We start from the raw sequence: 18,344 nt of genomic DNA, 5'->3' as shown, positions 1-18,344 counted from the left end.
GGGGCGCTCACACATGAACTCATTCGGCGTAGTGGTGACATCGACTGTCGAAGTCGGTCTGCGCTCGGATCAGGAGATCGTCAAGCTTCGCCAGATCGTGCGTGACGAAGCCATTGCACAAGGTTTCTCGCTCGTCGATCAGACGAAGTTCGTCACGGCCGCGAGCGAACTGGCACGCAACACGCTTTTGTACGGTGGAGGCGGCGACGCGACGTTGAGCGTGCTGCTCAACGGCGCGCGCAAAGGCCTGAAGCTGACGTTCGTCGACCAGGGCGCGGGCATTCCGGATATCGAACGCGCGTTGCAGGACGGCTTCACGAGCGGCTCGGGCCTTGGCCTCGGGCTCGGCGGCGCGCGGCGTCTGTGCGACGAGTTTGAAATCCAGTCGGAACCAGGGAAAGGCACGACAGTGTCGATCACCAAATGGAAACTTCGCTGAGCGGTCTGCGTGCCATGCACGCGTCGTTCGAAATCGCCGACGCGAGCAGCGTCGCGTTCGCGCGGCGCGGCGCCAATGATGCGGCGCAAAAGGGCGCGCTGAACGAAACGGACCTGGGCCGCGTCGCGCTGATCGTGACGGAGGCGGCCACCAACATTCTCAAGCACGCGCAGCACGGCGAACTGCTCGTGCGCGTCCTGCCTTCGGATACGTCGGGCACGTTCGCCGACGGCGTCGAGATCATCGCGATCGACAATGGCTCAGGCATGCAGGACGTGCAGCTCGCGTTCCGCGACGGAAGCTCGACGGCGGGTTCGCCGGGCACGGGGCTCGGCGCGATCCGGCGGCTGTCGGAAGAGTTGTCGGTGTATTCGCAGCCGAATCTCGGCACGGTGCTGCGCGCCGTGGTGCGCAGCCGCGGCACGAACGAGCGCGCGGGACGCGCGGCGGCGGGCACCGACATCGGCGGCGTATGCGTGCCGTATCCGGGCGAATCCGTATGCGGCGACGCGTGGGGCATTGAAGCGGATCAGGACGGCCTGACCGTCACGCTCGCCGATGGTCTCGGCCACGGTCCCGACGCGCATGTCGCGGCAGCAGGCGCCGTCGATGTCGCGCGGCGGCGCGCGGGCCGTTCGCCCGCCGCGCTGATGGAACTCGCGCACGGTGCGCTGCGCCCTACGCGCGGCGCCGCCGTCGCCATCGCGCGGCTCGATCTCGCGCGCTCGCAGCTTGTGTTCACAGGCACGGGCAACATCGCGGCGTCGATCTTCAATACCGGTAAGCCGGCACTCGTCGGCGGCGGCGCGGGCCGCAGCGCGAGCACGGCAGCCGACAGCGCACGCAACAGCTGGCAGTTCACGTCGCGCAACGGCATTGTTGGTCATACGATGCGCGACTCGCAAGAGTTCGAAGTGACGTGGACGCGCGACGCGCTGCTCATCCTGCATTCGGACGGCATCGGCACGCGCTGGGATCTCGCCGCGTATCCGGGCTTGCATCTGCAGCCGGCCGTGATGATCGCCGCCGTCCTGTACCGCGATTTCTCGCGCCGCCGCGACGACGCCACTGTGGTAGTTGTCAAGGCAGACCAGGGAGTACATTTCAGGCATGACGACCCCCATATTGCGCATTCGGCTTGAGGCTGAGGAAGACGTCGTCGCCGCGCGCCGCAAGGCTCGCGCGATCGCCGCGGGCTTCGGCTTCTCCACGCTCGACCAGACGCGCATCGCGAGCGCGGTCTCTGAGATCGCGCGCAATGCATTCGAATACGCGTATGGCGGCGAGGTGACGTTCGCGTTTGATGGCGCTTCGAGACCGCAAGCGCTTCTCATCGACGTGCGCGACCAGGGGCCCGGCATCCGCGAGCTTGAATCGGTGCTCGACGGCACCTACCGCTCGTCGACGGGCATGGGCCGCGGCATTGCCGGCAGCCGTCGGCTGATGGACCGGTGCGACATCGAATCGTCGGTGGAGCGCGGGACGGCTGTCACTATGGCGCGCTTCCTGCCCCTCGACCGTCCCGAAATGGCCGCGACGGGCATCGACGCGATCATGCGCAACCTCGTCCAGCAAAACGCGCTGGGCAGACGCCCGGGCGGAGCAACGAGCGCCGAAGACGCGGCGCGCCGTTCGTTCGACGAAGTGCTCGAACAGAATCGCGAACTCCTCTCCACGCTGACGGAATTGCGCGACCGTCAGGACGAGTTGACGCGCCTCACGCTGGAACTCGAAGCCACCAATCGCGGGGTGGTCGCGCTGTACGCAGAGCTGGACGAACGCGCGGACGAACTGCGCCGCGCCGACACGATGAAGTCGCGCTTCCTGTCGAACATGAGCCACGAGCTGCGTACGCCGCTCAGTTCGATCCGGGCACTGTCGAATCTGCTGGTGAACCGGCTCGACGGCGATCTTTCCGCCGAGCAGGAACGCCAAGTGCTACTTATCCGCAAATCGGCCGAGGATCTAACCGAAATCGTCAACGATCTGCTCGATCTCGCCAAGATCGAAGCAGGCCGTACCGAGGTGACGCCCGCGTGGTTCAAGGCCACGGAACTCTTTGCGGCGTTGCGCCCGATGCTGACGCCGCTGCAAACTGATCCGTCGGTGAAGCTGATCTTCGAGGACGCGTACGGTTTGCCACCCATCTTCACCGACGAAGCCAAGCTCACGCAGATACTGCGTAATTTCGTCTCCAACGCGCTCAAATTTACCGAGCGCGGGGAGATACGCGTCGGCGCGCGAATGGAGCCGGATGGCGACCACGTCACGTTCTTCGTGGCCGATACGGGAATTGGCATCGCCGAGGAGCACCAGCAAGTGATTTTTGAGGAGTTTGGCCAGGTGCAGAACCATCTGCAGCAGCGGGTCAAGGGAACGGGCCTCGGCTTGCCGCTGTGCCGCAAGCTCGCCGCGCTGCTCGGCGGCTATGCGGGCGTCGACAGCAAGCCGGGCGTCGGCTCGACCTTCTTCGCGACGCTGCCGCTCACGATCGAAGCGGTCGCCGGACCGGGCGCGGACGACGCAGCCGGCGGCCCCGCCAACGCGCACGGAGGCGCCTCATGACGGTTGCCGCTCCGCTGATCCTCAACGTCGACGACAACGACGGCGCGCGCTACGCGAAAACGCGCGTGCTCGTGCATGCCGGTTTCGAGGTGATCGAGGCAGCGACGGGCCAGGGCGCGCTCGATCAGGTGCGTGCGCACAGTCCGGCGCTCGTGCTGCTCGACGTGAAGCTGCCCGATATCAGCGGCATCGAGGTCTGCTCGATTCTCAAGCGCGATCCGCGCACGCGCTCGACGCTGATCCTGCAGACGTCGGCGGCCGCCGTGCAATCGTTCGACAAAGTCCGCGCGCTCGACGTCGGCGCGGACAGCTATCTGACGGAGCCGATCGAGCCGGCCGAACTCGCCGCCAACGTGCGCGCGCTGTTGCGGCTGCATCGCGCGGAAGAAGCACTGCGCGACGCCGACCGCCGCAAGGACCAGTTCCTCGCGACGCTCGCGCACGAACTGCGCAATCCGCTCGCGCCGATCCGCAATGCCGTCGAGCTGATGGACCCGCGTCATCAAGCGAACGACGACACCGTGCGCGACGCGCGCATGATCGCGCGCCGTCAGGTCGAGCATCTGAGCCGGCTCGTCGACGATCTACTCGACGTGTCGCGCATCACGCACGGCAAGATCGCGCTGCAGATCGAATGCGTCGATATTGCCGCCGCCGTCGCGACGGCTGTCGAAGCGAACCAGCCGTCCATTCAGAAGAAGCAGCACACGTTGCACGTCAACGTGCCCGACGAGTCATGCATGATCTACGGCGACCCGATCCGCGTCGCGCAGGTGATCAGCAATCTTCTGTCGAACGCGGCGAAGTACACGCCCGAAGGCGGCGTGATCGAACTCGACGCGAGCGCGGCCGAAGACATCATGACGATCCGCGTACGCGACAACGGCATCGGCATTCCGCCGAACGAACTGGCCGATGTGTTCAATCTCTTCATGCAATCGGAAGATTCGCTCGCGCGCTCGGAGGGCGGTCTTGGCATCGGGCTTTCGCTCGCCAAGACGCTCACCGAACTGCATGGCGGCACTATCGAGGCATTTTCTGCGGGGCTTGGAATGGGCTCGGAATTCGTCGTGACATTGCCGATAGCGGCATCAGAAAACGTAGCGGCGCCGTGCCCGGCAGAGTCGGGGGCGGTGGCATCCGACGACGACGCCTTGACTACATCGGCGCCCGTCGCCGCCAATCCCGTCGGCGACACCCAAAGCGTGCCGGACGCGAAGCGCCGCGTGATGGTGGTCGATGACAGCGTCGACGGCGCCGAATCGATGTCGATCCTGCTCGAAATGCTCGGCCACGACGTGCGCGTGATGTACGACGGCGCCGCAGCGATCTCGACGGCAGGCGAATTCAAGCCGGAAGTCGTGCTGCTCGATATCGGCTTGCCGGGCATCGACGGCTATCAGGTCGCGCGCGCGTTGCGCGCCGAGCCGGCCACGGCGGGCGCGTTGCTGATCGCGCTTACGGGCTATGGTCAGGAAAGCGACCGGCAACGCACGCGCGATGCGGGCTTCGATCATCATCTGGTGAAGCCCGCATCACTCGACGACATCGAGCGCGTGATCGCGGCGGACGGCGCGAGCGGCATGCCGCGCAATCCGGGCACGCCCGTGCAGTCGGACGCGACGGGGTGAAGGCGCATCGAATGGAAGGTGGCGAAGCAAGGTAGCACGCGAGAGCGGCGAACATAGTCAGCGGCGCACCGTGCGTCACCAATAACGGCGGCACGCGCGAAGGCGATACGGCGGGAGAGGTTGCGTCGATGAAACCGGACAACACGATGGCGGGCGCGTCCACTGAGGCGGACGCGGCGCTCGCAGGCAGCGCGTCTCCCAGCTTCCTCGCGGGCGGCGGCGAGATGGGCGGTCTGATACGCGCCTACGACTGGCGCGCGACGCCGCTCGGCGTGCCCGACGGCTGGCCGCAAAGTCTGAAGACGGCGATCCGCATCATGCTCACGTCGCGCCAGCCGATCTGGATCGGCTGGGGGCCGGACCTGATCTACTTCTACAACGATCCGTACAAGTCGATCATCGGCGGCAAGCATCCCGTCGCGCTCGGGTTGCCGACTTCGGTGGTGTGGCACGAAATCTGGAGCGAAATTCATCCGCTGCTGGAGACGGCGCTCACGGGCGTCGAAGGTACGTTCACGGAACAGAAGCTCCTGATCATGGAGCGCAACGGCTATCCGGAAGAAACGTACTACACGTTTTCCTACAGCCCGATTCCCGACGATCAAGGCGGCACGGGCGGCATCATCTGCGCGAACAGCGACGACACCGTGCGCGTGCTCGGCGAACGCCAGTTGCGCCTGTTGCGCGAAATCGGCGCGGCGACGCGCGACGCGCTGTCGTGGCGCGACGTCTGCGAGCGCAGCGTGCGTGCGCTCGAAAGCGATCCTTACGACGTCACCTTCGCGCTGTTCTATCAGACCGAGCCGGGCGGCGCTTCGGCGTCGCTGGCGGGCGCATGCGGCATCGGCGCAGGACATCCTGCCGCGCCGCAATCTATCGATGCCGCGCCCAGCCCCGTGTGGCCGTTCACAGAGGTGCTGCGCAGCCAGCGTCTCGCCATCGTGTCGGATCTCACGGAGCGCTTCGACGCGCCGTTGCCTACGGGCGCATGGCAGCGGCCGAGCGCGCAGGCGGCCGTGCTGCCCGTGCAGCCATCGGGCGAAGCGGGGCGCGGCGGCGTGCTGGTCGTCGGGCTGAATCCGTACCGGCTCGTCGACGACAACTACCGCTCGTTTCTCACGCTGGTCGCGCGGCAGATGGGCGCGGCGCTCGGTTACGCGGACGCCTACGAAGAAGAGCGGCGGCGCGCGGAAGCGCTCGCGGAAATCGATCGCGCGAAGACAACTTTCTTCTCGAACATCAGCCACGAATTCCGCACGCCGCTCACGCTGATGCTGGGCCCGCTCGAAGAACTGCTCGCCAAACCCGAAGCGGCCAACACGGCTGACCGGCCGCTGCTCGAAGTCACGCATCGCAACGGCTTGCGGCTGCTGAAGCTCGTGAACGCGCTGCTCGATTTCTCGCGCATCGAGGCAGGGCGCATCGAGATTCATCCGCAGCCGACCGATCTCGCGATGTTCACCGCCGACCTGGCGTCGCTGTTTCGCTCGGCGGTCGAGTCGGCGGGCATGACGCTCGAAGTCGATTGCGAACCGTTGCCGCATCCCGTGTCGATCGATCGCGAGATGTGGGAAAAGGTCGTGCTCAACCTGCTGTCGAATGCGTTCAAGTTCACGCTCACGGGCAACATCGCGGTGAGCCTGAAAATGACGCAGAGCGGCAGCATCGAAATGAGCGTCGCCGATTCGGGCATCGGCATTCCCGAGCACGAGATTCCACGTTTGTTCGAACGTTTCCATCGCGTCGAGGGCGCGGTGGGGCGGTCGGTCGAAGGCAGCGGTATAGGGCTTGCGCTCGTCAGCGAGTTGGTGCGGCTGCATGACGGCGTGATTCATGTCGAGAGCGAGCTTGGCGTCGGCACGCGTTTTACGGTCGTGCTGCCGGCTACGGTATCGATGGATCCTGCGTCGAGCGACAGCGCGCGCGCAACGACGAGCGCGAACGCGCACAGCTACGCCGACGCTGCGCTGCGCTGGCTGCCCGATGCGTACACGGCCAGCGCAGCCGACGACCTGAGCATGCTGCCCGGCACCAGCGATACACCATCCACCGGGATGACGGGTGAAGCGACGGGCAAGCTGCTCGTCGTCGACGACAACGCCGATCTGCGCGACTACATGCGGCGCATTCTGTCGGCGGCGGGTCATGAGGTGCATGTCGCAGGCGACGGCGAGGAGGCGCTCGCCGCCGCCCGTAACCTGCAGCCCGATCTGATCGTGTCCGACGTGATGATGCCGAAGCTCGACGGCTTTGGCCTGTTGCGCGAGTTGCGCGCTGACGCCGATCTACGCGAAACGCCCGTACTGCTGTTGTCGGCGCGCGCAGGCGAAGAGGCGAAAGTGGGCGGCCTCGAATCGGGCGCGGACGACTACTTGATCAAGCCGTTCGCAGCGCGCGAACTGCTCGCGCGCGTCGCGGGCAATCTGCAACTCGCGCGCTTGCGGCGCGAAACGGGCAACCGTCTGCGCGAGGAATCGCGCACGCTGGAAATCCTGAACCGCGTCGGCACTGCGGTCGCAGCGGAACTCGACCTGAACCGCGCGGTGCAGGTCGTCGTCGATGCCGCGACGGAACTGACGGGCGCCGCATTCGGCTCGTTCTTCTACAACGTGCAGGACGACAAGGGCGGCAGCTACATGCTGTACACGTTGTCGGGCGTGCCGAAAGACACCTTCGCGGAGTTTCCGATGCCGCGCAACACGGCCGTGTTCGCGCCGACGTTCATGGGCGAAGGCATCATGCGCTCCGATGACATCACGAAAGACACGCGTTACGGCCGCAACCCGCCGCATCGCGGCATGCCCGAGGGCCATCTGAAGGTGCGCAGCTATCTTGCCGCGCCCGTCGTGTCGCGCACGGGCGAAGTGCTCGGCGGCCTGTTCTTCGGACATCCGACGCCAGGTGTGTTCACCGCGCGCGCGGAGCGTCTTGTCGAAGGCATCGCCGCCCAGGCCGCGACGGCCATCGACAACGCGCGGCTCTACCAGGCCGCGCAGCGCGAAATCACCGAGCGAACCAAGGCGGAAGAGGCGCTGCGCGAGCTGAACGAAACGCTCGAGGCGCGCGTGATCGAAGCCGTCGCGGATCGCGACCGTCTGTGGGACTTCAGCGAAGACCTGCTGGTGGTCGCGGGTTTCAATGGCGAATTGCAGCGCATCAGTCCTTCGTGGACACGCGTGCTGGGTCACGACGCGCACTGGCTCGCGTTGCAGTCGTATTTCTCGTTGATTCATACCGACGACCATTCGATGGTCAAGGCGTACCTCGACGAACTGCGCCGCACGGGCGCTCCGATGCGCTTCGAAAACCGGCTGCGGCATATCGACGGCACGTGGCGCTGGATCGCGTGGACGCTTTCGCTCGATCCCGATACGAAGCGCATTCACGGCGTCGGCCGCGACGTGACGAGCGACCGTGAAACGCAGGAAGCGCTGCGTCACGCGGAAGAAGCGTTGCGCGTCGCGCAGAAGATGGAGGCGATCGGCAAGCTGACGGGCGGCGTCGCGCATGACTTCAACAATCTGCTGCAGGTGATCGGCGGCAATCTTCAACTGCTCGCCGACGACGTCGTTGGCCAGGAACGCTCCGCGCAACGCGTGCGCAATGCGCTCGGGGGCGTCGCGCGCGGCGCGAAGCTCGCGTCGCAACTGCTCGCGTTCGGCCGCCGCCAGCCGCTCGCGCCGAAGGTGGTGAACCTCGGGCGCTTCGTGCGCGGTCTCGACGACATGCTGCGGCGCGCGCTCGGTGACGGCATCGAGATCGAAACGGTCGTGTCGGGCGGATTGTGGAATACGCTCGTCGATCCGTTCCAGGTGGAGAACGCGCTGCTCAATCTCGCGATCAACGCGCGCGATGCGATGGACGGCCACGGCAAGCTGACCATCGAAGCGGGCAACGCATCGCTCGATGATGCGTACGCAAAGCGCCACGCCGACGTCACGCCCGGCCAGTACGTGATGGTCGCTGTCACCGATACGGGATCGGGCATGTCGGCCGATGTGCAGGAGCATGTGTTCGAGCCGTTCTTCACGACCAAGCCCGAAGGGCAAGGCACGGGGCTTGGCTTGAGCATGGTGTATGGCTTCGTCAAGCAGTCGGGCGGCCATGTGAAGATCTACAGCGAGATGGGGCATGGCACGACGATCCGCCTCTATCTGCCGCGCGTGCGCGAGGAAGAGGATCTCGAAACGGATGTCGATGCGGGCCCGGCCAAAGGCGGCGCGGAAACGATTCTCGTCGTCGAAGACGATGAAGACGTGCGCACGACGGTCGTCGAGATGCTGGCGTCGCTCGGCTATCGCGTGCTGAAGGCGAAGGATGCGCAAAGCGCGCTGGCGATCGTCGAAAGCGGCGTGCCGATCCATCTGTTGTTCACCGACGTCGTGATGCCTGGGCCGCTGCGCAGCACGGAGCTGGCGCGCAAGGCGCGCGAGCGGCAGCCGGGCATCGCGGTGCTGTTCACGTCGGGATACACGGATAACGCGATCGTGCACGGCGGGCGGCTGGACGAAGGGGTCGAGCTGTTGAGCAAGCCGTACTCGCAGGAAGCGCTCGCGCGCAAGATCCAGCATGCGCTGCACGTGCAGTACGCGCGGCCGGAAGACGTCGTCACGCTGCAGGCGGAGGACTCGCAAACCGTCAGGTATGTCGATCGGCAGAACAACGAGACCTTCGACGCGATCCGTCATCTGCGCATCCTGTTCGTCGAAGATGACGAACTGGTTCGCGTCAGCACGGCGGAGCTGTTGCGCACTTTCGGACTCGAGGTCGCCGAAGCGGAGAGCGCGACGCAAGCGTCGCAGATGCTGGGCGAGCGCGACTTCGACGTGCTGTTAACGGACATCGGACTGGCGGGCGTGTCGGGTGTCGATCTGGCCATCGACGCCGCCGCGCGCCAGCCTGGCATGCGCGTGATCTTCGTCACGGGCTCGGACGCGGCGCTGTCGCCGCAGCAGCAGACGCAATTGCAGGGCGCCTCGCAATTGCGCAAGCCGTACGATCCACTCGATCTCGTCAATGCATTGCGCGCGTGCGTCGAATGATGCTTCGCCACGTTCGGCTCAGTAGGTGATCGTCGCGATCGGGCAGCGTCGGCAGCAGCTACTCGCGAGAAGAACGAGCCATAGCGCGCTTCATGGTCAAGGCGTCTTGCAGGTGAACGGGCCGAGCGTCGGCAGTCTTCGTTCTCGCCGCCTCTATTCAGCATTACGGCAATGCGATGTGGGTATGTCGTCCGGCAACGGCCGTTGTATTTTTATCCGGGTGATATTGCGTTTTATATTTATATCCGGATAAAATATGTGCATCGATTCCACACGATGCGAGGCACGACATGACAACTCACCCGGTAACCTGCACGGCTTTCGAAGGCGTTCGACGCCTTGCGTCAGGCGCGTTGAAGGATGTCGCGCTGGCCGCGAAGGCTGCGACAGACCGCGACGGCGGCGCTTCCGTGCTGATCTTCGACGACTTGACCAGCCGACCCATTGAACTCGACCTGCGAGGCTCCGCGAGCGACGTGCTTGCAAGGCTCGTCGATCAGCCAGACCGTAAAGCGCGCCAAACCGAACCGGCGAGCGACGAACCGACGGCCGCGCGCGGCCGTGGCCGGCCGAAGCTGGGTGTCGTCGCGCGTGAGGTCACGTTGCTGCCGAGGCATTGGGAATGGTTGAACGGGCAGCCGGGCGGCGCATCGGTCGCGCTGCGCAAGCTGGTCGACGCGGCGCGGGGCGCGAGCGAAGGAAAGGACCGCATGCGTCAGGCGCAGGAAGCGGCGTATCGGTTCATGACGGCGATGGCGGGCGATCTCGCCGGTTACGAAGAAGCGACGCGCGCGCTGTATGCGAACGACGCCGCCCGCTTCGATGCCATGACAGCCGCATGGCCCGTCGATGTGCGCGATCACACGCGCAAGCTGGCGAGGCGCGCGCTCGATGTGGATGCGTCGGGGAATCCCTGAAGCCTGAGCGCGCAAAAAGTTGAAAAGCATCAGGCGAAAAAAAACCGCTCATGCCGGGGAGCATGAGCGGAAAGTCGGAGAGTTACAACATCGCTTGCGCTACTCAATCGGGGTCACGCAGCCTGTGCAGTGTAGGGAAGTGGACATACGTTCCGATATCAGATAACTCCCAAAGCGTGATTTTCGAAGGCGCCGCGCTCCACGAGTCGGCGCCGTCCGATAGCAGGCAAACCACTTCGCGCAAACCCTCATGCCGGCTTTCTTATGCCGTGCATCCGTTCATCAAGTCCGCATAACGGGCGCCGTAAAAGCATTGCAGCCCGCCGGCCCGCGTTGCCTGCGACTCAACCCGTCAAAGCACGGCTGATGAACTGTCGAGGATCTCACGATGAAGTGGTTTGACCGCATGACTGTCTGGAAGAAGCTGCTGATCGCGTTTGCGACCGTGATCGGTTTTGGTGTAGCGGTTGGCGTGGCGGGATTGTCGGCGCTGGCGTCGATGCACGGCATCACGGAAGAAATATCGAGCCGCCACATGGACGGCCTCTACTGGATGGAAGAGGCGAACCGCTACAAGATCGACACCGATCTCGACGCCGCCAACCTCGGCTACGCGCCCGACGACGCCGCGCGTCAGAAGTTGAAGGACGACATCGTCGCGTCGCTGAGGCACATGCACGACGGGTACGCGCGTTATCGCGAGACGATTGCGGGTGACGGCGGGCAATCGCTGTACGACGACGTGCTGCGCAAGACCGAGACGTGGGAAGCGATCGTGCATCAGCAGATCGGGCTGCAGCCGATACCTTCCGGCGTCGATAACGCCGAGCTGGTACGGCGCGCGATCGCCGCAAGCGAGGCGCTGCGTGACAAGATCGTCGCGCTGATCGACTACCGCCGCCAGCAGGCGAACGTCGCGCAGCACGAGGCAAGCGCGGAATACGCGAGCATGCGCGTGGTGCTGTCGCTGCTGGTGCTGGCGTCCATGGTTGTGGGCGCGGGGTTCGCGTGGCTGATCGCGCGGCGTCTGACGCGCCAGCTTGGCGGCGAGCCAGAATACGCGGCGCAAATCGCGAGTCGCATTGCGGCGGGCGATCTCGGCGTGCGCGTCGACACGAAACCCGGCGACACCGCGAGCCTGCTCTACGCGCTCGCCAACATGCGCGAGCAACTGGCCGCGATCGTCGGCAAGATCAGCGAGTCGAGCGAATCGATCCTGCTCGCGTCGGGCGAAATCGCGCAGGGCAATACCGATCTGTCGCAACGCACCGAGGAGCAGGCCGCGTCACTGGAAGAAACGGCGTCGAGCATGGAGCAACTGACAGCGACCGTCCGCCAGAACGCCGACAACGCCCAGCAGGCGAGCGGCGTCGCGGCAGGCGCGTCGGAAGTGGCCGTGCGCGGCAGCGGTCTTGTCGGCGATGTGGTCGAGACGATGCGCGAGCTCGCGGCCGGCTCCAAGCGGATGACGGACATCATCGGCGTGATCGAGAGCATCGCGTTCCAGACGAATATCCTCGCGCTGAACGCCGCCGTCGAAGCGGCGCGTGCAGGCGAACAGGGGCGCGGCTTCGCGGTCGTCGCGGGCGAAGTGCGCGCGCTTGCGCAACGCAGCGCGGTGTCGGCGAAAGAGATCAAGGAACTGATCGAAAGCTCGACGTCGCGCGTAGACAGCGGCGCCGTGCTCGCCGAGCGCGCGGGTCGGACCATGACGGAAGTCACGCAGGCCGTGCAGCGGATGACGGACATCATGGGCGAGATTTCGGCGGCATCGAGCGAACAGAGCACGGGCATCGAGCAGGTGAACCGCGCCGTCGCGCAGATGGACGAAGTCACCCAGCAGAACGCGGCGCTCGTCGAGCAGGCGGCGGCTGCCACGGGCGCGATGGCCGACCAGGCAAGGCATCTGAAGGCAGCCGTCTCGGTGTTTTCGCTTTAATGCGGCATGGACGCAACATCGGGGCGCAACACCGCCGCGCGTACGCATTTCACGCGGCTTGTCAGCGCCAGACGCTCTCCGTACACTCGCGCGTAGTTCAAGAATCCCATCCTGGACCGCGCTGCGGCATCACGCAAAAGGCGGCGCTTCCATACAAGATCTACGCCAATAGAGGAGAACCCCCGCGATGGCCGATTCCTATTTTCCGCGCTGGCGTGTCCAGTCCAAGAGCGTCGAGGGGCGCGTCGTCAACACCGACGAGCGCTTGCCCGGGCCGCAAATGCTGGCGATGGGCATCCAGCACGTCGTCGCGATGTTCGGTTCGACGGTGCTCGCGCCGCTCCTGATGGGCTTCGATCCCAATCTTTGCATCTTCATGTCGGGGATCGGCACGCTGCTGTTCTTTGTGCTGGTCGGTGGGCGCGTGCCGAGCTATCTCGGTTCGAGCTTCGCGTTCATCGGTCTGGTGATCGCGATCACCGGCTACACCGGTCACGGCCCGAACATGAACATACCCGTCGCGCTTGGCGGGATCATCGCGTGCGGGGTGGTGTACGTCATCATCGGATTGATCGTGTCGGCTGTCGGCACCGCATGGATCGAGACGCTGATGCCGCCCGTCGTGACGGGCTCGATCGTCGCGGTGATCGGCCTGAATCTCGCGCCGATCGCCGTCAAGGGCGTGAGCGGCAGCGCGTTCGATTCATACATGGCGCTCGTCACCGTGCTGTGCGTCGGCGCCGTGGCCGTGTTCGCGCGCGGCATGTTGCAGCGTCTGCTGATTCTCGTCGGCTTGCTGATCGCTTACGTGATCTACGCGATCGTCACGAACGGCATGGGCATGGGTAAGCCGATCGACTTCTCGGTCGTTGCGAATGCGGCGTGGTTCGGCATGCCGCATTTCACGGCGCCCGTCTTCAGCGGTCAGGCGATGGCGCTGCTCGCGCCCGTCGCGGTGATCCTCGTTGCTGAGAACCTCGGCCACATCAAGGCGGTTAGCGCGATGACGGGACAGAACCTCGACGGCTACATCGGCCGCGCGTTCATCGGCGATGGTCTCGCGACGGTCGTGTCCGGCTTCGCGGGCGGCACGGGCGTCACGACGTACGCGGAAAACATCGGCGTGATGGCCGTCACGAAGATCTACTCGACGCTCGTGTTCGTGATCGCCGCGGTGATCGCGCTGGTGCTCGGTTTCTCGCCGAAGTTCGGCGCCGTGATCCAGACCATTCCCGGCCCGGTGCTGGGCGGTGTGTCGATCGTCGTGTTCGGTCTGATCGCGGTGACGGGCGCGCGCATCTGGGTCGTCAACAAGGTCGACTTCTCCGACAACCGCAATCTGATTGTCGCCGCCGTGACGCTGGTGCTCGGCGCGGGCGACTTCTCGCTGAAGTTCGGCGGCTTTGCGCTTGGCGGCATCGGCACTGCGACGTTCGGCGCGATCATTCTGTACGCGCTGCTGCGTCGCAAAGGTCCGCAAGAACCGGCTGTCTGATACAGCTATCCGCTTGAGCACAACGGGCGCCCGCAGTTCAGCGAGGCGCCCGTTTTCTTTACTTCTTCCCTTTTCCGCGCGTCAGCAGCGCGGTCTCCGACAGATCCACTTCGCGCATCAGCTTGTTCATCGTGTCGTCGTTGATCAGCTGACTGCCGCGCAGGTCGAGCAGCGTCACGCGTTCGGCGCGCATCGCCGCGAGCTTCATCTGAAACTCCAGCGCTTCGGCGCGCCGCGCGTTTTCGGCGGGTTCCATGTCGTCGTCGAGCGTTGCGAGACGGCGGCGGTAAATGTCCATCACGCGTGCCGTCACATCGGCGGCATGCGCGGATGAGGCTTCGTCGAGATCGGCGGTCGCGGTTTCCTGATAGCGGTCGATCGCGCGGATTGCTGCCTGCGCCGCCTGAATGCGCGCCATGCGTTCTTCGGCGGCATGCGGATCGGGCCGGCGGCGCGCGCCGTTCATCAATAGCGGTAGGCCGATCACAGCGACGAACAGCGACACGAGAATCACGCCCGACGCGATGAAGATCGCGGTATCGCGTCCAGGCAGCGGCTGTCCATTCGATAACGCGACGGGCAGCGACAGCACGCCCGCAAGCGTCACGGCGCCCCGCACGCCCGCGATGGTCGTCATCGATACGGTGCGCAGGCCGGGCACTGCATTCGCGACGCCTTGCTTCGCCGCGCCGCGGCTCGCGAACCAGCGCAGCAGCCAGACCCACACGAAGCGCAACGCGTACAGCGCCACCGTGACGGCGGCGACATAGAAGATCAGCCGCAACTCGGAGCCGCTCGCTTCTTTATGCGCGTCGAGCAGCGCGCGGCCGATGATGTGCGGAAACTGTAGGCCGAGCAGGATAAAGACCATGCCATTGAAGACGAACTCGATCATCGTCCACGTGACGCTCGCCCGCACGCGCGCCGACGCGGGGCTCGAGGTCGTGAACGTCGAGTAGTTCATCGTCATGCCGGCGGCGACGGCGGCGAGAACACCGGAAAACTCGAAGTGCTCGGCGAACAGATACGCGGCGAACGGAATCAGCATCGTCATCACGACGCCGGGCGCAGGGTCGCCTTCTTCGGTGAGGTTGAGAAAGCGCGTCGACGCGAAGCTAAAGAGCCACGCGACGGCCGCGCCCGTCGCCAGCCCGCCGAGCGCGATGATCACAAAACTCACCGACGCGTCGCGCAGCGAGAACACGCCCGTCAACGCGGCGGCGATCGCGAACTTCAACGCGACGAGACCGGACGCGTCGTTCATCAACGCTTCGCCTTCGAGGATATGCATCAGATGCTCGGGCAAGCGGTTGCGCCCAGCGATGCCCGACAGCGCGACGGCGTCCGTCGGCGACAGCACGGCGGCGAGCGCGAACGCGATGGGCAGCGAGATCGACGGCACCATCGCGTGAATGAAGTAGCCGACCGCGACCACCGTCATGAACACGAGGCCGAGCGCGAGCATCAGGATCGCGCGACGCTGCATGAAGAACTCGCGCTTCGGAATGCGCCAGCCGTCCGCGAACAGCAGTGGCGGAATGAACAGCATCATGAAGAGTTCGGGATCGAACGTCACATGCAGGCCAAGGCGCGGCCATGCGAGCAGCGCACCGAACACGATCTGCACGAGCGGCAGCGGCAGCTTGAGCGGCACCAGCCGCACCACGACGCCCGAAGCGGCGACGGCGAGCAGCAGGATCAAAACGGTGAAGACGATATCCATCGGAAACGGGTGTGAGGAAACAGGCAGTGGCGCGCGACGGGAAGAGCAACACTTGGGACGACCCATCGCGACATGAAACGCCGCGTCTGGAAAGACGATGCGGCGCGTCGGTCAGCCCGAAGTGTAGCCCGACGGGATGACATCGCGCTTCAAAGGCCGCAAGTCGTTCGAAAGCAAGATGCACCGCGGCGGTGCATTGCGTGCCCTCGCGCGACGCATGTGCGCTTCGCGCGGTGCAGCCTTTCCATGCAAATTTCGTTTGTAGGTGCGCCACCGTGCGCATGGAGCTTGCTTAATAGGAACTGATAACGCACATTTCGAGGACGGCGGCGGCACTTCGCCTTTGCGACGCGCCCGCTGTGCTTTTGCGTGAGAGGACTGCATGACGATTGCGCAACAGGAAAGAACAACGGTGCCGCACGGCTTCGAGCTCAGCATGACCTCGGGCCTGCAGCGCTATTCGGTACAACACGGCGACCTGACGCTGACGAGCGTCTTTCAGCCGATATTCAGCCTGTCGCACATGCGTGCCGTGGGTTATGAAGGCTTGCTGCGCGCGCACGATCCATTCGACCGCGCGGTGTCGCCCGTCGATGTGTTCGGCCAGGCGGCGCGCGTCGGCGACGTGTTGCATGTCGACCGGCTCGCGCAGTCGCTGCATCTCGAGAACTTCAAGGTGCTCGGCGCGGAGCGCGAGTGGCTGTTTCTCAACGTCCATCCGGGCGTGCTGATCGATTCGTATCATTCGGCGGCGCTGCTGGCGAATTTGCGGCGGCTGAACCTGTCGCCGCGACGCATCGTGCTCGAAGTGCTCGAACAGAGCGCGGAGGACATCGAGCGTCTGGCCGATGCCGTGCGCCAGTTCCGCGAGCGCGGCTTCCTGATCGCGCTCGACGATTTTGGCGCGGGGCATTCGAACATCGAGCGCATCTGGCAGTTGAATCCCGATATCGTGAAGCTCGATCGCATCATGCTGTCGCATGCGGCGCATCGCGCGGACGTCGCATCGATACTGCCTGGTCTCGTCGCGCTGCTGCATGAGGCGGGCAAGCTGGTGCTGATCGAAGGTGTCGAGACGGAGCACGAGGCGCACATGGCGATGGAGTGCAACGTCGATTTCGTGCAGGGCTTTTTCTTTGGACGCCCGCATCCGGGCCTCGCCGACGCGGCGCATGCGGCAGCGTGCATTGGCGAGTTGACCGAGCGTTATCAGACGCAGACGGAGGAGCGTGAGCGGCGCAACGCGTCGCGGCTCGCGCCGTACATTCGCGCGTTCGAGCGCGCGGCCGAGCGGCTCGCGGCTGGCGAACTGCTTGACGAAGTGTGCTGGAATTTTCTTGCGCTCGATCACGTGGCGCGTTGCTATCTGCTCGACGACAAAGGCCGGCAGGCCGGGCGTAATGTCGTGCTGCGTGCCGACCGTGCTTCGCACGAGACGCGTTTCTTGCCGCTATCCGATGCGCAAGGCGCGAACTGGCTGCGGCGCCCGTATTTTCGTGCGGCGATGGAAGCGCCTGAGCGTGTGCATGTGACGCGGCCCTATCTGTCGATCAACGAGGCGGTGCCGTGTGTGACGTTGTCGGTGGCGACGCAGATCGGCAGTCGGACTTGCGTGTTGTGCGGCGATATCGACTGGTTCGAGGAGCCGCACTTCTGAGATCATGTGGGTTTCGTTTTTCACGACGTGACTCTCTGATATGCGAAGCGAACGGGTATTGCTCGAAATCATCGCGACGACGGTTGCCGATGCTATGGCCGCTGCGCGCGGCGGTGCGGATCGGCTTGAACTGATTACGGCGATGGGCGAGGGTGGGTTGACGCCGAGCATCGGGATGATCGAGGCCGTAGTCGCGGCGGTGTCGATTCCCGTTAATGTGATTGTGCGGCCGCATAGCCGGTCGTTTGTCTATGATCCCTATGATTTTGCAGTGATGCTGCGGGATGTGCGTGCGGTGAAGGCCGCGGGTGCGAATGCTGTTGTGATTGGGATGTTGACTGCGTCGCGTGAGGTTGATCGCGATGGGTTGCTGCGGGTCGTTGACGCTGCCGATGGCATGCCCATCACGTTTCATCGTGCGTTTGATGATGCGCGTGATTTGCATGAGGCGCTTGATGTGTTGCTTGAGTTTGATGCTGTTACGAATGTGTTGACTTCAGGTGGCAAGGGTTCGGTGCTGGACGCTGCGGATGAGGTTCGGGCGCTCGTTGTGCGCGCTGCGCAATCGCATTGCACTGTGCTCGCGGGTGCTGGGCTTAACGTTGATCGTGTTGCTGGGTTTGTTCGCGCTACGCGCGTCGAGGCTGTGCATTTTGGATCGGGCGTAAGGAGTGCTGCGCTCGGTTCGGTTTGTGAGGAGAAGGTGAGGGAGGTTCGGGGTTTGTTGGGCGGGTGATGGTCCAGTTTCTGGTTTGCTTGTCGTTGCGCCGGCATCCGCGTGACGACTTACCCATGTCTGCGACGCTTGTTGTGGCTTGCCTGAGTTTTCGCTGGCATCCGCGATGGGTTCGGGTTGTGGGTTTGCCTTTGCGCTGGCATCCGCGTTTTGCCTTCGTGCTTCAAGCGTTGCCCCTGTGCGGGGCGGCACCTACTTTT

General features: G+C 64.8%; 11 protein-coding genes. 10 read left to right on the top strand and 1 reads right to left on the bottom strand.

The genetic code is table 11. From position 1 onward, the window contains the following. Positions 1-13 precede the first annotated feature (13 nt). The 8 genes from SB822_RS49970 to SB822_RS49935 all read left to right on the top strand — a co-directional run bounded on the left by SB822_RS49970 (position 14) and on the right by SB822_RS49935 (position 14,028). Entirely contained in the window at positions 14-439 is a 426-nt protein-coding gene (locus tag SB822_RS49970; RefSeq protein ID WP_086909739.1) for an anti-sigma regulatory factor, read from the top strand. Continuing rightward, complete coding sequence (locus tag SB822_RS49965) at positions 424-1,581, top strand: ATP-binding protein (RefSeq protein ID WP_410858217.1); 1,158 nt, start codon at positions 424-426, stop codon at positions 1,579-1,581. The genes SB822_RS49970 and SB822_RS49965 overlap by 16 nt, the downstream gene beginning before the upstream one ends. Beyond that, positions 1,550-3,004, top strand: coding sequence for a sensor histidine kinase (locus SB822_RS49960; RefSeq protein ID WP_410858216.1), 1,455 nt, complete (start codon positions 1,550-1,552; stop codon positions 3,002-3,004). The genes SB822_RS49965 and SB822_RS49960 overlap by 32 nt, the downstream gene beginning before the upstream one ends. Next, positions 3,001-4,635 carry a response regulator gene (locus SB822_RS49955; RefSeq protein ID WP_410858215.1) on the top strand — a complete coding sequence of 545 codons (1,635 nt, stop codon included), beginning with the start codon at positions 3,001-3,003 and terminating at the stop codon, positions 4,633-4,635. The genes SB822_RS49960 and SB822_RS49955 overlap by 4 nt, the downstream gene beginning before the upstream one ends. A gap of 128 nt (positions 4,636-4,763) precedes the next feature. Further along, positions 4,764-9,677 carry a response regulator gene (locus SB822_RS49950; RefSeq protein WP_410858214.1) on the top strand — a complete coding sequence of 1,638 codons (4,914 nt, stop codon included), beginning with the start codon at positions 4,764-4,766 and terminating at the stop codon, positions 9,675-9,677. Between the two features lie 290 nt (positions 9,678-9,967). Continuing rightward, positions 9,968-10,594: a DUF2239 family protein gene (locus SB822_RS49945; RefSeq protein WP_410858213.1), complete on the top strand. Its 627-nt coding sequence runs from the start codon at positions 9,968-9,970 to the stop codon at positions 10,592-10,594. Positions 10,595-10,982: 388 nt separating this feature from the next. Beyond that, positions 10,983-12,533 carry a methyl-accepting chemotaxis protein gene (locus tag SB822_RS49940; protein ID WP_410858212.1) on the top strand — a complete coding sequence of 517 codons (1,551 nt, stop codon included), beginning with the start codon at positions 10,983-10,985 and terminating at the stop codon, positions 12,531-12,533. 187 nt (positions 12,534-12,720) lie between these two features. Then, positions 12,721-14,028 (top strand): solute carrier family 23 protein, encoded by a 1,308-nt coding sequence (locus SB822_RS49935; RefSeq protein ID WP_079498251.1) that lies wholly within the window; start codon positions 12,721-12,723, stop codon positions 14,026-14,028. A gap of 58 nt (positions 14,029-14,086) precedes the next feature. Here the strand turns inward: SB822_RS49935 and SB822_RS49930 are convergent, their stop codons facing one another. Continuing rightward, on the bottom strand, positions 14,087-15,751 hold the full coding sequence (locus tag SB822_RS49930) for a Na+/H+ antiporter (RefSeq protein WP_086917006.1): 1,665 nt from the start codon (positions 15,749-15,751) through the stop codon (positions 14,087-14,089). Between the two features lie 382 nt (positions 15,752-16,133). On the opposite strand from SB822_RS49930, the gene SB822_RS49925 reads away from it, so the two are divergent. Continuing rightward, positions 16,134-17,408 carry an EAL domain-containing protein gene (locus tag SB822_RS49925; protein ID WP_086909731.1) on the top strand — a complete coding sequence of 425 codons (1,275 nt, stop codon included), beginning with the start codon at positions 16,134-16,136 and terminating at the stop codon, positions 17,406-17,408. A gap of 40 nt (positions 17,409-17,448) precedes the next feature. Beyond that, complete coding sequence (locus SB822_RS49920) at positions 17,449-18,144, top strand: copper homeostasis protein CutC (RefSeq protein WP_410858211.1); 696 nt, start codon at positions 17,449-17,451, stop codon at positions 18,142-18,144. Positions 18,145-18,344 lie beyond the last annotated feature (200 nt).

Source organism: Paraburkholderia sp. SIMBA_054, assembly GCF_046534875.1.
GTDB classification, from domain to species: Bacteria; Pseudomonadota; Gammaproteobacteria; order Burkholderiales; family Burkholderiaceae; genus Paraburkholderia; species Paraburkholderia hospita.
This window is presented reverse-complemented; position numbering and strand designations above follow the sequence as displayed.

Bases quoted from the DNA above. Each gene is read 5' to 3' on its own strand.
- SB822_RS49935 (WP_079498251.1), top strand. From the start codon at position 12,721: ATGGCCGATTCCTATTTTCCGCGCTGGCGTGTCCAGTCCAAGAGCGTC.
- SB822_RS49945 (WP_410858213.1), top strand. From the start codon at position 9,968: ATGACAACTCACCCGGTAACCTGCACGGCTTTCGAAGGCGTTCGACGC.
- SB822_RS49970 (WP_086909739.1), top strand. From the start codon at position 14: ATGAACTCATTCGGCGTAGTGGTGACATCGACTGTCGAAGTCGGTCTG.
- SB822_RS49965 (WP_410858217.1), top strand. From the start codon at position 424: ATGGAAACTTCGCTGAGCGGTCTGCGTGCCATGCACGCGTCGTTCGAA.
- SB822_RS49940 (WP_410858212.1), top strand. From the start codon at position 10,983: ATGAAGTGGTTTGACCGCATGACTGTCTGGAAGAAGCTGCTGATCGCG.
- SB822_RS49950 (WP_410858214.1), top strand. From the start codon at position 4,764: ATGAAACCGGACAACACGATGGCGGGCGCGTCCACTGAGGCGGACGCG.
- SB822_RS49920 (WP_410858211.1), top strand. From the start codon at position 17,449: ATGCGAAGCGAACGGGTATTGCTCGAAATCATCGCGACGACGGTTGCC.
- SB822_RS49930 (WP_086917006.1), bottom strand. From the start codon at position 15,751: ATGGATATCGTCTTCACCGTTTTGATCCTGCTGCTCGCCGTCGCCGCT.
- SB822_RS49925 (WP_086909731.1), top strand. From the start codon at position 16,134: ATGACGATTGCGCAACAGGAAAGAACAACGGTGCCGCACGGCTTCGAG.
- SB822_RS49955 (WP_410858215.1), top strand. From the start codon at position 3,001: ATGACGGTTGCCGCTCCGCTGATCCTCAACGTCGACGACAACGACGGC.
- SB822_RS49960 (WP_410858216.1), top strand. From the start codon at position 1,550: ATGACGACCCCCATATTGCGCATTCGGCTTGAGGCTGAGGAAGACGTC.